Source organism: Streptomyces sp. NPDC012510, assembly GCF_042955065.1.
Lineage (GTDB): Bacteria > Actinomycetota > Actinomycetes > Streptomycetales > Streptomycetaceae > Streptomyces.
Genome location: NZ_JBIBEN010000001.1, coordinates 631,579 through 645,917, shown reverse-complemented (window position 1 = coordinate 645,917; position 14,339 = coordinate 631,579). Strand labels below are relative to the sequence as shown.

Sequence of the window (14,339 nt, the reverse complement as noted above, 5' to 3'; positions counted from 1 at the left end):
GGTGCCATGGGCTCTGCCGGTCCTCCGGAGCTCCGGCGTCCGCCTGTTGCGGTGGGAGTGTCGCCCGCCTGGATGTTGGGCACTGCTGCCGGTGCGGCTGCGGGCTGGCTCAGCACGATCGCTCACCCCCTGGTATCCCATACATACGCGGCAAAGGAGCACGTTCTTCATGGATCTGGCCACGCGTCGGCGTCGGGCGGCGCTGTTTCTGTTCTTCCTCATCCCCGGTCTGTCGATCTCCTCATGGGTGACCCGGACGCCCGACATCCGAGACCAGCTCGGCGTCTCGACCGCGCAGATGGGAATGGTCCTGTTCGGGCTGTCCGTCGGCTCCATGGCCGGCATCCTCAGTTCCGGCACGCTGGTGGCCAGGTTCGGCACCCGGCCCGTCATGGGCGCCGGAACCGTGCTGGTCATCCTCAGCATGGCGGTCATCGGCGGTGGAACGCTGCTCTCCTCCGCCCCCGCAGCCGCAGCCGGTCTCTTCCTCTTCGGCGCCGGCATGGGCGGCGGTGAGGTCGCGATCAACATCGATGGCGCCGATGTCGAGCAGATCACTGGAGGGACGGTACTGCCCACCCTGCATGGCTTCTTCAGCCTGGGCACTGTCGTGGGAGCCGCGCTCGGCATCCTGTGCACCGCTGCCTCCATCCCGGTGCAGTGGCACCTGGCCGCCATGGCCCTGGTCACAGCAGCCATGCTTGCCCATGCCTTCCGTGCCATCCCAAAGTCCGTGGGGATACGCCGGAACAATGAGGTGCAGTCCGAGGCCGGCGCCTCGACGGCGCAGGTGAAGGTCTGGAAAGACCGCAGGCTGCTGCTGATCGGAGGCGTCATCCTGGCGATGGCGCTGGCCGAGGGCTCCGCCAACGACTGGCTGCCCCTACTCATGGTTGACGGCCACGGCATGGATCCCGCCATGGGATCGGCCGTCTACACAGGGTTCGCTGCGGCCATGACCGTCGGCCGCTTCGCCGGCGGATCCCTCATCAACCGCCTCGGCCGCCCCGTCGTTGTCCGGGGCAGCGCCATCTGCGCCAGCCTCGGCATCGCCTTTGTCGTCTTCGCCGACTCCGCCGTCCTGGCCGGCGTCGCCGTTCTCCTGTGGGGCCTGGGGGCCTCGCTCGGCTTCCCGCTCACCCTCTCGGCGGCCGGCGATTCCGGACCCGACCCGGCCGCACGCGTCAGCCTCGTGGCGATGATCGGCTACGTCGCGTTCCTCGTCGGCCCGCCCAGTCTCGGCTTTCTCGGCGATCACTACGGCCTGCGCCTCGCCATGATCGTCGTCCTCGCCTTCACCACCGCGGCCATCCTGCTCGCTCCCGCAGTCGGCACGCGCTCCGCGCCAGCCTCACCCGCCCCCGACCCGGCAGTCCGCTGAACCGGCACGCCTTCCCGGCCGCGATCAGTGCAGCCGGACGGAGGTGGCCGTTTCTCACCGAGCAAATACGCCTCGATCTCGGCGGCCGGGATCTCCCGTCGCGGATCATCAGGGCGAAGGTGAAGATGCCCGCGTCGGCCGCGGGAACACCGGCGGACGGCGTGGCCTGGCCTTGGCGCTGGTGGCCCTCTCTGTGGCGATGCGTCCCGTGGTCATCGTCCCCGCTCCCGTCCTGGACAGCGTCGCCTCTTACAGACGCGCACCGTTGCGGACCTACGGCGACCGCGCCGTGTCCTGACGTCCCCGGCGCCCGTGTCTGTTCTGCCCGGCGTTATGGCAGGTAGCTTGGTGGAGAAGGCCCGCCCCTGTAAGGAGGGCGCTCTGATGCCGTGGTTCGTATGGCTGCTCGCCGCCGGGGTGCTCGGTGCCGCGGAGTTCTTCACTTTGACTCTGGTCTTCGGGTTGCTGGCGGGTGCCGCGTTGGTCGCCGCCGTGGTCGCGGGTGTGGGCATCGGCGTCCTCGGCCAGCTCGTCGCGTTCGGGACAGCAGCGGCAGCGGGTCTCGTCATCGTCCGTCCTGTCGCGCTGCGGCACATGGCACAGCAGCCCCTCACCCGCGAGGGCAGTGACGCGCTGATCGGCAAGCGGGCCGAGGTCATGCAGGAGGTCACCGCAAGCCGCGGCCTGATCAAACTCTCCGGCGAGGAGTGGTCCGCCCGCGCCCTCGACGAGAGCCTGGTGATACCCGTCGGAGCGCTGGTGGATGTCATGGAGATCGAAGGCGCCACGGCCATCGTCTACCCCCGCGAGCTCCTTCCGTGAACGGCTGAACACACAGCTACGGAGGCCACTGTGGAACCCGTTGTCATCCTGACTCTCGTGGCGGCCATCGTCGTCGTCTTCCTCGTGGCCTCCACGGTGCGGATCGTCCCGCAGGCGCGCCGCTACAACATCGAGCGGTTCGGTCGATATCGCCGGACGCTGCAACCCGGCCTGAACTTCGTCGTGCCGGTGGCGGACCGCATCAACACCAAACTAGACGTACGCGAACAGGTGTACTCCTCCGATCCCAGGCCGGTGATCACCGAGGACAACCTCGTGGTGAACATCGACACCGTGCTCTACTACCAGATCACGGACCCGAGGGCGGCGGCCTACGAGGTCGCCGACTACCTGCAGGCGATCGATCAGCTCACCGTGACCACTCTGCGCAACGTCATCGGCAGCATGGACCTGGAGGAGACGCTCACCTCGCGTGAGGAGATCAACTCCCGGCTCCGTGCAGTTCTCGACGACGCGACCGGCAAGTGGGGCATCCGGGTCAACCGGGTGGAGATCAAGGCCATCGATCCACCGCACACCATCAAGGAGGCGATGGAGAAGCAGATGCGGGCCGAGCGTGACAAGCGCGCGGCCATCCTGCACGCCGAAGGGGAACGGCAAGCCAAGATCCTGACCGCGGAAGGAACGAAACAGAAGGACATCCTGGAGGCCCAGGGCACGCAGCAAGCGATGATCCTTCGGGCGGACGGCGAGGCCAAGGCGGTGGAGCTCGTCTTCCAGGCCGTCCATCGCAACAACGCCGACCCGAAGGTCCTGGCCTACAAGTACCTGGAGACACTCCCGCACCTGGCGAGCAGCGACAACAACACGTTCTGGGTGATCCCGGGAGAGCTGACCGAGGCGGTGCGGACGGTCACCCGTGCGTTCGGTGACCAGCCGATGGCGGGTCCGCACACACCCGCGCGGCCCGAGGAAGCAGCCACCGCCGGCGACACGTCGCACGAGAGCCGGGTTCCGGAGCTGGATGCGGGCTCGGTGGTCTCGCTCGATGCCGCGGCGGCTGCTGACGAGGCCGAGAAGCAGGCCGCCGCCGCGGTCAGCGACGCCAAGGCGGAGGCGGCGGCCGCGATGGCACCCCAGGTGCCGCGCCGGGGGCAGACTTCCGGGGACTGAGCCCAGCTCCGGCATGTCCGTCACGCGGCCGCCCGGGTGCGGGAGGCAAGCTCGGGGAAGCTCCTCGACGCCAAGGGGGTGCAGGTCGAACTCGGCTGCCAGGGAGAGGAGTTCACCTTCGGTCGGGCGGGCCGGCCCGATTCACGCCATCCCGGACGGCGCCTCCCGCAACTCACGGTAGGTCTCCGCGAGCGTGTCGGGGGAGGAGACGCGTACGCCGTCCTGGTACAGGGCCGCCTCGACGACGCCGGCCGCCCGCTCGGCCGCTGCCGGGGCCGCCGGGCCCGGGTTGCGCGGTGCGGGATAGCCGGGCGGCGTCGACGGAGAGGTCGGGGCACGGCGCCAGACGGACTTCCGGCTGCCCTTCGGGACGGGGCCGGTACCCTTCGAAGCCGGGCGGGCGCGTCGATCGGCCGTCGCGGATGCCTCCCGAGTTGCCCGCACGACGTTGTCAGTGGCTGTTGGCAGGATGGCCACCATGAGCCGGATCATCTCGTACAACACCGCTGACAAAGCCGACGTCCTGGCCTTCCTCGGAGCGGGTGGGAACCTCACGCCCGACCAGCGACGCGTCCTCGGCTCGATACGTGGGATGGCGGAGCGGAGCCAAGCCTCCCTCGACCACCAGGGCATCGACTGGGGCCTGTCCGTCCCCGACGCGCTGGACCACCTCGTGGCCGGTCACGCGAGTTCGGACGCCGAGTACGCGGCGGGTGCCTACTACCGCGCCCTGCAGCACATCATCGACTGCAACGGCTCCGACCCTTCCGACCTGGGCGTGTACTCCAAGCCCTCCACCTTCTTCGGCGTGGTGGACGAGGAGCTGCGCCGCCTGGGTGTGAGCACCGAACTGCTCCTGCACGACCACCTGTTCTCCGGCCCACCGGACGAGATCCCCTTCTTCATCCCCTATCCCGTGGACGGCCCGCACATCGGCATGTTCCCGCTGGCCAAGGCCAAGCCCGCAGCCGACGCCTACCGCGCCGTGCTCGACCGGATGGATCCTGACCTGCGGTACGACATCGAGCAGATCATCGACAAGCTCGAGTTCGAGCACACCGAATGGGAGTACGCCACGAAGAACATCGACTGGTACGAGCAGGACACGATCTTCTTCGCCATCAACGGCTGACACGAAAGCGACGGCGGCGAAACCTGTCGCACGTCCGGACCCGGGTTCGGGCTGACGCCGCAGCCGGAAGCTCTCGCCGAACGCGGGCTCAGCCTCCGTCGGCGAGGCCGGTGAAGGTGCTGTCGCTGTCGGGTCGACCGGTGGCGACGGCGCTGCCGTCGTACCCGTCAACGGACCCCGCCGCCGGCGCCGCCTTCGGACGGGTACGACATGAGTTGAGGACAGGATCTGTCCTCTTTCCTCGCTAGCGTGCACCGTATGACGAACAAGGCGACCCAGACCGCACCCCGGCTCGGCACCGACGCCCTCAACCGCGCGACTTTGGCCCGCCAGCTCCTGCTGCGCCGGGCGTCCGTCTCCGCCCACGACGCCGTCGAGCACCTTCTGGGGTTGCAGGCGCAGAACGTCCAGCCGCCCTACTACGCGCTCGCGGCCCGGCTGGAGGGCTTCGCGCCCGAGCGGTTGTCGACGCTCATGGCCGACCGTGCCGTCGTACGCATCGTCACCATGCGGTCCACGATCCACACGCACACCGCCCAGGACTGCCTCACCCTGCGGCCGTTGGTGCAACCGGCCCGGGAGCGGGAGCTGAACCTTTTCCGCAAGGGACTGGCCGGGGTCGACCTCGACCGGCTCGCGGCCGTCTCCCGGGAACTCGTCGAGGCCGAGCCGCGCACCCTCAAGCAGCTTCGCGAGGCCCTGCTCGTCGAGTGGCCCGACGCCGACCCTTTCGCTCTCGGTCTCGCCGCGCGCTGCCGGCTGCCGCTCGTCCAGGTCACCCCGCGCGGCCTGTGGGGGAGGAGTGGGCAGGTCGCCCTGACCACCGCCGAGCACTGGCTCGGCCGCCCCGCCGAACCGGCCCCGGCCCCCGAGACCGTCGTCCGGCGCTATCTCGCCGCCTTCGGGCCCGCCTCCGTGAAGGACATGCAGACCTGGGCCGGGCTGACCCGGCTGCGCGAGGTGTTCGAGCGGCTGCGCCCGGAACTCCTGACCTTCCGCGACGACAACGGCACCGAGCTCTTCGACCTCCCCGACGCACCACGCCCCGACCCGAAGACCCCCGCCCCGCCTCGTCTGCTCCCCGAGTTCGACAATCTGCTCCTCTCCCACGCCGACCGTTCCCGGGTGGTGCCTCCCGACCTCAAGGGCCGTTCCTGGCAAGGGAACCAGGCGTATCGCACCTTCCTCGTCGACGGTTTCCTGGCCGGCATCTGGAAGCTCGACGCCGATGTCCTGACCCTCGAACCCTTCGACCGTCTCACCGAGCGACAGCGGGACGACCTGGTGGAAGAGGCCGGGCGCACGCTCAGGACCTTGCACGGCGAGGGCTCGTACGACATCCGGTTCGCCGCCGTGGCCGCCTGACCACATGGAGAGGGGGTACTGCGAACCGCTCGTGGCAGGTTCGCAGCACCCCCTGTCAGTCCCTGGGGGAGTGCCCCAGGAGCCCGTATGCGCGCGGCGCCTCGACTACGAGGCGATCTGCGCGGCCACCGTGTTGGAGAAGGTGGTCAACCGGGTGTAGATACCGGGGTACTGCGCGTCGGCGCAGCCGTAACCCCAGGAAACGATGCCTGCCAGGACGCCCCCGATCATCAGGGGACCGCCGCTGTCGCCCTGGCAGGTGTCCACGCCGCCGGACGCGTAGCCGGCGCACACCATGGAGCTCGCGATGAACTCGGAGCCGTAGGAGCTGGAGCTGCCGCAGACCGAGTTGGCCACGACCGGCACGGTCGCGGTGCGCAGCTGGTTGGAGGAGGCGCCGCCCGAGGAGGTGGTGCCCCAGCCGACGATGCGGGCGGTGGTGCCGGCCGCGTAGACGCCGGTCTGGGAGGCGCTGACGTACGGCACCGTGGAGTACGGCATCGCCGTCGACAGGGTCAGCACGGCCACGTCGCTGGCCATGGTGGAGCTGTTGTAGCTCGGGTGGATCCAGATCTTGCTGAGCTGGGCGACGGTGCCGTTGGTGCCGTTGCGGTAGGTGCGGCCGCCGACGACGCGGGTGTTGGAGGTCGTTCTGCCGACCATGCAGTGGGCGGCGGTGACCACCTTGGTGGGCGACACGAGGGTGCCACCGCAGAACTGGGTCTGCGAGGCGTTGGTGATCTGCATGACGTACGGGTACGCGCTCGCGGTGGTGGTGGTACCGCCGACGATGGGCTGGGGAGCGGCGACGGCGCCGGGGGCGGCCAGGAGCGCGGCGGCGGAGGCGGCGGCGGTCGCGGCGGCGGCGACGAGCGTCTTCTTGGCGCGGTTGAACCCGAACATGGTTCTCCTCATGGGGGGTTGCCGGTGGGGGACGCGCGGGTGGGGAGAGTGGTGCACAGATCCCGCGGTGCCGCCCCGCTCGGGGGAGCCGAGCGGGGCGGCGGGCCGGTCTGTGTGCCCTGGCGTGGGCACGTCACAAAAGCTAAGAGTCGGAGTGATCCGCTCCCAAGGGGGGATCCCCCTAGGGGAGTTGGGGAGGGAAAACCCTCGATGACCCGGACCCGTGTTTGAGCCTAGGCTGGAGCCGCAAGGTCGCTGCGCGCACCGGCCCCCGGGAGGGGCTCGTCAGCCGGTCCCGGGGAGGTCAGTTCGTACGGTGTCCCGCCGCCAGACGCACGATGTCCACACGCGATCGGATGCCCAGCTTCCGGTAGACGCGGGTGAGCGTCGCCTCCACCGTCTTCACGCTGATGTAGAGCCGACCGGCGATCTCCCGGTTGGTCGCACCCTCCATGACCAGCTCGGCCACCTGGCGTTCCGTGGCGGCGAGCACGGCGAGGGCATCCAGGGCCGACGGCGCGATCACCGGCTGAGGCGGAGGCGCCGGGGCGACGGTGGCCTGCTCCACCTGACGCAGCCAGGGCAGCGCACGGCAACGCCGGAAGAGCCGGGCCGCCTCGTCGTACGCGGCCGGCCCGGGCGCGGACGTCCCCCCTGGCCGGGCGACGCCGTGGGCCTGTGGGTGGGCGCGCAGCCCGGCCAGCGCGAACGCGGCCCGCGCCTCCTCCAGGCCGTAGCCCAGCCTGGCCAACCGGTCCTGAGCCGAGGTCAACTGCCGTACGGCGGCGTCTTGTTCGCCCCGTGCCGCGCGCACCAGCGCCTCGGCCCGGTCGAGGACGGCCAGCACGCTCTCACGGCCGAGCCGCAACGCCTGCCGTCGGGTCACATCGATGACGTCCTGCGCCTCGGCCGACTCACCCACCCGCACCAAGGCCTCGGCGAGATCGCCGTGCCAGCGGCCCCGCGCGGGGTCGGTCACCCCCAGACCGTCCTCCAACTCCCGTACGCGGCGCAGCGATCCGACCGCCCCTGCCGCGTCCCCCGCCACCAACTGGGCGTGCCCCAGGGCGCCCAGGGCACGGGAGAGGTACATCAGGTCGCCGTCCTGCTCCGCGTGCTCGGCGGCCTCCCGGGCGAGGGCCTGGGCTCGCTCCACATCCCCGCCGGCGGCTTCCGCGAACGAGGTGAGCATGGCGGAGGCACCCTCGCCGATGCCGGAGTCCCGTGCGAGACCGTAGCCCTCGCGGGCGAGGTCGAGGGCCCGGCCGCAGTGCCCGGTGCGCAGTTCGATCTCGGCGAGGAAGCGCACATAGTGCACCTCGCTCTCGACCATGCCGCGGCGCCGCACCTCCCGCAGCAGCGAGATGGCCGTGGCGCGGGCCTCGGCGAACTGGTCGCTCATCAGCAGCCAGCGGAAGCGGGTGGCACCCGCCCCGTTGTGGTGGCAGGCAAGCTGCGGATCCTGCGGCTCTTTCAGCGCACGTTTGATGGTCACGGGCGCGTCCGGGTGCCCCATCAAGGTCTCGACCTGTGCCTGGAACGCGAGGGCGAGCAGTTCGGTGCGCCGGTCGCCGGCCTTCGCCGCCAGCACCGCCGCGTGCGCGGCCTCCTCACGGCCCTCCGCGAAGTCGCCGTCGATGACCAGCGCGCGCCAGGCGAGCTGATAGCGGACCAGGGCGAGCAGCCGGGGGTCGTCGCCCGCGTCGGCGAGGGCCTGCGGGTAGGCGGCGTCGACCTCGGCGATGGACTGCCCGGCCGCCTCGATCACCACCATCCAGGCCCGCACCCGCTCGGCGGGCTCGGTGGCACGGTCGAGCACCTCACGGGCGATGTCGCGGGCGAGGTCGTTCTCCCCGGCGGTCAGCGCGTCCTCGGCCGCCTGCAGCCGCCGCTCGTCCGGGCCGGGCGTCGCGTCCCCCGGCGTGTGCCGGGCCGCGAGCAGGCCCAGCTCGGCGGCGACCGACGGCGCGCCCCGGTCCCGGGCCACGGCCGCGGCTTCCCCGAGCCGCCCGGCGACCTCGGGGTCGGTGCCCGTGGTGGCCAGCGCCAGGTGCCGGGCCCGCTCGATGGGGTCGACGGCGGAGGTGGACAGCGCGGCGTGGGCGGCCCGCCGCTCCTGGGCGGTCGCCTCGGCGTACAGCGCGGCGGACACCAGCGGGTGCGCGAACCGCACACCCGGCCCCTCCCGCTCCGGCGCGAGCAGCCCCAGCTCCACGGCCTGCGCGGTCTCCGCCTCCGCGTTCTCCCGCCCGGCGGCGCGCAGCAGGGCCAGTGTGGGCCGGGCGCCGGCGCTGGCGACGAGCAGGGTGTGCCGTGCCTCCGTGGGGAGCATGTCCAGCCGGTTCAGGACCAGGGTCCGCAACGAGGTCGGCACGGGCAGCGGCTCACCCGGACGCGGCGGCGTCGCACTGTCGGCGAGCGCGCGGCCCAGCTCCAGCGCGAACAGCGGGTTGCCACCGCTGGTGTGGTGGATGTCGCGCACCGTGGAGCGCGGCAGGCCGGTGTAGCCCCGGTTCTCCAGCAGCTCGGCGACATGCGCCCGGGACAGCGGGTCGACCCTGAGGGCGAGGGTGCCCGGCGGGGACGCGCGTAGATACCTGTCCTGCTCGTGATCATGGGGGTCCGTCGAGGTGCGGACGGCGCAGAGCATGCGCACCGGCATCTCGCCGAGCCGCCGCGCGGCGAACCCGAGCAGCTCGACACTGGCCGGATCCAGCCACTGGAGGTCGTCCGCGACGATCAGCACCGGGCCCTTGGCGGCCAGTGCGCGCAGGGTGGACAGGACGGCCAGCCGCAGGGCGAGCCCGTCACGCTGGAGCGTGGACTCGCCCCGGCCGGTGAGCGCGGACTCCAGGGCGGTGCGCTGCGGGGCGGGGAGCTGGTCGGACACCTCGTCCACGACCAGGCCGAGCAGGTCGGTCAGCGCGAGGAACGGCAGATGCGACTCGGACTCGGTCGCCGAGCAGCGCAGCACCGTCCGTGCCGATTCGTCGTATTCCGCGGCCAGTGCGCGCAGGACGGTCGATTTGCCGATGCCCGCGGAGCCGTGCACCAGCACACTGCCGCCCCGCACGAGCTGCTCGCGCGCTCGCGCGAACAGCTCCTCCCTGCCTATGACCAGGTCGGGGCGCGGTCTCCCAGGCTCCTTGAACTCCCGTCGCACGGGCCACCGCTCCCCTCGAGTGTCGTGTCCGAGCCAATATTAGGCGTCCGGTCCTCGAATTTCGGAACGTAACCCCGGTGAGGGAAATAACAGGAAGGGTACGGCACAGGAAAATTCACACGCCGGTTATGTGAATGGCGCCGCGGGCCCGGCGGCGAGCACGGCCTGCGGACCAGGAGACGGGCTACGGCAGCAGCCCGGCACGGCGGGCCGCCACCACCGCTTCCAGCCGCGTGCGAGCCCCCAGCTTCCGCATCGCCGAGCGCAGATACGCCTTCACCGTCTCAGGGCGGAGCCCTAGCCGCTCGGCGGCGACCGCGTTGGTCGCCCCCATCCCCACACAGGCCAGCACATCCACCTCACGTGGCGTGAGAGCGACCTTCTCGCCGGCGTCCCCGGCGGGCGTGGCCGACCGGGCGCCCGCGCCGGCCAGGCGCCCGCACACCCGCAGCAGCTCCGCCCGTAACTCCGGGTCGTCGATGCGGGGGGCCAGCGCGCGCAGTGCCCCGTGCGCCTCCCGGACCTCCTCCCACGCCCCGGGCGAGCCCTCGTGCTCCAAGGGCGCCCGCGTGGCGGCCAGCAGGGTCCGCGCCTCGTCCCGCACCACCAGCGACTGCTCCATGTCCCGCGCCGCCTCCAGCGCCGCCCCCACGACACGCTCGCCCAGCGGCTGGGCCGCGCGCAGGGCGCCGTAGAGCACACCGCGCACCTGCCGCCGTACGACGACGGGGACCGCCAGGACCGAGCGGATGCCCTCGGCCGCGACCGCCGCGTCGTACTCGTGGCTGATCTGGCGCGACACGGAGTAGTCGGTCACCCAGCACGGACGGGCCAGCGCCACCGTCTTGCCGCCGAGGCCGTTCCCGGAGCGCACGGCAAGGCCCTGGAGCGCGGTCGTCCGGTTGCCCTGCAGTTCACTGATGCGCAGTCGCCCGGGTTCCGGCTCGACCAGCCCCGCGAAGGCGAGCGGAAGACCGGTGGCCTGTCGGAGCCGGTGCAGCGCGCCGTGCAGATCGGTCCGGCCAGACAGAGCCGGACCGACGGAATCCGAGGGATCCAGTGCCACGAACTCGCCCCTTCCGCGCGGCGCACCCCCGTTCGGGGGTGGTGAGACGTGTATCACGCATTACACGATGTCAGGCAACGGTCCGGCAATGAGGAGGACACATGTCGGCGAGGACGAGCGCCACGGACGAGTTCCGGGCGGCCCGGGACTTCCTGCTGGCCCATCGCGAGGACTACGCAACAGCCTACGAGGGCTTCACCTGGCCGCGTCCCGAATACTTCAACTGGGCGCTCGACTGGTTCGACGTGATCGCACGCGGGAACGACCGCACGGCCCTGCACATCGTCGAGGAGGACGGCACCGAGGCCCGGATCTCCTTCGCCGAGATGTCCGAGCGCTCCTCCCGGGTCGCCAACTGGCTGCGGGACCGGGGCGTCCGTGCCGACGACCGCGTCCTCGTCATGCTCGGCAACCAGGCGGAGCTGTGGGAGACCGCGCTCGCCGCGATGAAGCTGCGTGCCGTCGTCATCCCCGCCACTCCGTTGCTCGGCCCCGCCGACCTGCGCGACCGCGTCAGCCGGGGGCGGGTCAGGCATGTGATCGTCCGGGCCGAGGACGCCTCCAAGTTCGACGACGTACCCGGCCGCTACACCCGGACCACGGTCGGCGGCACGGTGGAGGGCTGGCGGTCGTACGCGGACGCCTACGCGACCCCCGCCCGCTTCGAGCCCAACGGCGCCACCAACGCCACCGACCCGCTGATGCTGTACTTCACCTCGGGCACCACAGCCCAGCCCAAGCTGGTCGAGCAGACCCATGTGTCGTACCCCGTCGGCCACTTGGCGACGATGTACTGGATCGGCCTGAAACCCGGCGACGTCCACCTCAACATCTCCTCGCCCGGCTGGGCCAAGCACGCCTGGTCCAACCTCTTCGCCCCGTGGAACGCGGAGGCGACCGTCTTCCTCCACAACTACACCCGCTTCGACGCCCGCCGGCTGCTCGCGGAGATGGAACGGGCGGGCGTCACCACCTTCTGCGCGCCACCGACCGTGTGGCGCATGCTCATCCAGGCCGACCTCGGTCAGCTTCGCACCCCGCCCCGTGAGGTCGTCGCCGCCGGGGAGCCCCTCAACCCCGAGGTCATCGAGCAGGTGCGGCGAGCCTGGGGCGTCACCGTCCGCGACGGCTTCGGCCAGACCGAGACCGCCGTCCAGGTCTCCAACAGCCCCGGTCAGCTGCTGAAGACGGGCTCGATGGGCCGACCCAGCCCCGGCTACAAGGTCGTCCTCCTCGACCCCGTCTCGGGCGCGCCCCACGCCGACGAGGGCGAGATCGCGCTCGACCTGACCAACCGCCCCGTGGGGGTGATGACCGGCTACCACGGCGACCCCGACCGTACGGCGGAGGTCATGGCCGGCGGCTACTACCGCACCGGTGACATCGGTGCGCGGGACGCCGACGGCTACATCACCTACGTGGGCCGCGCGGACGACGTGTTCAAGGCGAGCGATTACAAGATCAGCCCGTTCGAGCTGGAGAGCGCGCTGCTGGAGCACGAGGCGGTCGCCGAGGCGGCCGTCGTGCCCGCGCCGGACGAGACACGGCTCGCCGTGCCGAAGGCGTACATCGTGCCGGCGGCCGGCTGGGAGCCGGGACCGGACACCGCGAAGGTGCTCTTCGAGCACTCGTGGACCGTGCTCGCGCCCTACAAGCGCGTCCGCCGCCTGGAGTTCGCCGAGCTGCCCAAGACGGTGTCGGGCAAAATCCGGCGTATCGAGCTGCGCGAGGCCACGGCCAAGGGATCGGACGCGGAGTACCGCGAGGAGGACTTCCGGTGAGTGCCCTCTCCTATGCGCACGGCACCGGCGACACACCGCTGCTCGGCGACACCGTCGGCGCCGGCCTCGACCGGGCGGTCGCCGCCTGGCCGGACCGCGAGGTCCTCGTCGACGTGCCGTCCGGGCGGCGCTGGACGTACGCCGAGTTCGCCGTCGACGTCGACCGGCTGGCGTACGCGCTGGTCGCGAGCGGTGTCGCCAAGGGGGACCGGGTCGGTATCTGGGCGATCAACTGCCCCTGGGGGCACCTCCCACGCCCTTAAGGCAGTGGGGGAGGGCGCTCGTTCAGTACGCCACCGCCCGCATAGGCGCGATCATGGTCGACATCAACCCGGCCTACCGCGCCCACGGGTCGAGTACGTCCTCCACCAGTCCGGGGTCCGCCTGCTGTTCGCCTTGCTCCGCCACAAGGGGAGCGACTACCGGGCGATGGTCGAGGAAGTTCGGGGCGGATGACCGGAGTTACATGAAGCATGATGATAAAGTTCCCTTTGCTCCTCAAGGGGCGTCGCGGCAGGGTATGCCGGAGGGGTGACACCGCGTCAGCGGTCGAGCGTCCGTGAACCTCGACCCCTCAGGGTCGGAATCCCTTTCGTTCGCGGGAGGGAGGATGCCAAAACATCCTCAACAACGGTCGTTTGTTGCTGTTGGGTGAGCCGTACGGACGGCTCACCAAGCAGGACCGGGCTTCCATCCCCGCGCCTGACCATTACTGCTTCGGCATGATCGTCCCGGCCCCGTCCTTCGAGCCCAAGGCCACCCTGGAGGCGGTCCAGCAGGAGCGCTGCACCTCGCTGTACGGCGTACCGACCATGTTCATCGCGGAGTTGAACCTCCCCGACTTCGCCGCCTACGACCTCTCCTCCCTGCGCACCGGCATCATGGCGGGCTCGCCCTGCCCGGTGGAGGTGATGAAACGGGTGGTCGCCGAGATGCACATGGGCGAGGTCTCCATCTGTTACGGCATGACGGAGACCTCGCCCGTCTCCACGCAGACCCGGCGCGACGGCGACCTGGAGCACCGCACCGGCACCGTGGGCCGTGTCCTCCCGCACATCGAGGTGAAGATCGTCGACCCGGCCACCGGGGTCACCCGGCCCCGTGGCACGGCGGGCGAGTTGTGCACCCGCGGCTACAGCGTGATGCTCGGCTACTGGGAGGAGCCCGAGAAGACCGCCGAGGCCGTCGACGCCGGCCGGTGGATGCACACCGGCGACCTGGCGATGATGCGCGAGGACGGATACGTCGAGATCGTCGGGCGGATCAAGGACATGATCATCCGGGGCGGCGAGAACATCTACCCGCGGGAGATCGAGGAGTTCCTGTACGGACACCCGAAGATCGCCGACGTCCAGGTGGTGGGCGTACCGCACGAGCGCTACGGCGAGGAGGTCCTCGCCTGCGTCATCCCGCTCGATGCCGCCGACCCGCTCACTCTCGAGGAGCTACGGGCCTTCTGCGACGGACAGTTGGCGCACTACAAGATCCCGAGCGCACTGCGGATCCTGGACGCCTTCCCGATGACGGTGTCGGGAAAGGTACGGAAGATCGAGCTGCGGGAGCGCTACGCGACCGGGTAGTGGGGTCGACGA

Annotated in this window: 9 protein-coding genes and 2 pseudogenes; 7 read left to right on the top strand and 4 right to left on the bottom strand. The window is 70.9% G+C overall.

The window, feature by feature from the left end; genetic code table 11:
• Window positions 1-169 precede the first annotated feature (169 nt).
• From ACFY9I_RS02805 to ACFY9I_RS02795, 3 genes are all read left to right on the top strand, one after another.
• On the top strand, window positions 170-1,381 hold the full coding sequence (locus ACFY9I_RS02805; protein WP_390995602.1) for an MFS transporter: 1,212 nt from the start codon (window positions 170-172) through the stop codon (window positions 1,379-1,381).
• A gap of 384 nt (window positions 1,382-1,765) precedes the next feature.
• Window positions 1,766-2,203: an NfeD family protein gene (locus ACFY9I_RS02800; protein WP_390995600.1), complete on the top strand. Its 438-nt coding sequence runs from the start codon at window positions 1,766-1,768 to the stop codon at window positions 2,201-2,203.
• A gap of 30 nt (window positions 2,204-2,233) precedes the next feature.
• Window positions 2,234-3,337, top strand: coding sequence for an SPFH domain-containing protein (locus ACFY9I_RS02795; protein WP_390995597.1), 1,104 nt, complete (start codon window positions 2,234-2,236; stop codon window positions 3,335-3,337).
• Window positions 3,338-3,385: 48 nt separating this feature from the next.
• Here the strand turns inward: ACFY9I_RS02795 and ACFY9I_RS02790 are convergent.
• Window positions 3,386-3,781, bottom strand: a pseudogene (locus tag ACFY9I_RS02790) (transporter); the annotation flags it as partial.
• Window positions 3,782-3,815: 34 nt separating this feature from the next.
• On the opposite strand from ACFY9I_RS02790, the gene ACFY9I_RS02785 reads away from it, so the two are divergent.
• On the top strand, window positions 3,816-4,469 hold the full coding sequence (locus ACFY9I_RS02785) for a hypothetical protein (RefSeq protein ID WP_390995594.1): 654 nt from the start codon (window positions 3,816-3,818) through the stop codon (window positions 4,467-4,469).
• 258 nt (window positions 4,470-4,727) lie between these two features.
• Window positions 4,728-5,834: a DNA glycosylase AlkZ-like family protein gene (locus ACFY9I_RS02780; protein WP_390995591.1), complete on the top strand. Its 1,107-nt coding sequence runs from the start codon at window positions 4,728-4,730 to the stop codon at window positions 5,832-5,834.
• 105 nt (window positions 5,835-5,939) lie between these two features.
• On the opposite strand, the gene ACFY9I_RS02775 is transcribed toward ACFY9I_RS02780, so the two are convergent.
• The 3 genes from ACFY9I_RS02775 to ACFY9I_RS02765 all read right to left on the bottom strand — a co-directional run bounded on the left by ACFY9I_RS02775 (window position 5,940) and on the right by ACFY9I_RS02765 (window position 10,966).
• Window positions 5,940-6,737: a trypsin-like serine protease gene (locus ACFY9I_RS02775; protein ID WP_390995589.1), complete on the bottom strand. Its 798-nt coding sequence runs from the start codon at window positions 6,735-6,737 to the stop codon at window positions 5,940-5,942.
• A gap of 304 nt (window positions 6,738-7,041) precedes the next feature.
• Window positions 7,042-9,900: an AAA family ATPase gene (locus tag ACFY9I_RS02770; protein ID WP_390995586.1), complete on the bottom strand. Its 2,859-nt coding sequence runs from the start codon at window positions 9,898-9,900 to the stop codon at window positions 7,042-7,044.
• 184 nt (window positions 9,901-10,084) lie between these two features.
• A complete protein-coding gene (locus ACFY9I_RS02765) occupies window positions 10,085-10,966 on the bottom strand; it encodes a LuxR C-terminal-related transcriptional regulator (RefSeq protein ID WP_390995583.1) in 882 nt (293 codons plus the stop codon).
• A 101-nt stretch (window positions 10,967-11,067) separates the two neighbouring features.
• Here ACFY9I_RS02765 and ACFY9I_RS02760 point away from each other — a divergent pair, with 101 nt between their 5' ends.
• Both ACFY9I_RS02760 and ACFY9I_RS02755 read left to right on the top strand, forming a co-directional pair.
• Entirely contained in the window at window positions 11,068-12,747 is a 1,680-nt protein-coding gene (locus tag ACFY9I_RS02760) for an AMP-binding protein (RefSeq protein WP_390995580.1), read from the top strand.
• A pseudogene (locus tag ACFY9I_RS02755) lies at window positions 12,744-14,327 on the top strand (AMP-binding protein). Before ACFY9I_RS02760 ends, ACFY9I_RS02755 begins: the two are co-directional and overlap by 4 nt.
• Window positions 14,328-14,339 lie beyond the last annotated feature (12 nt).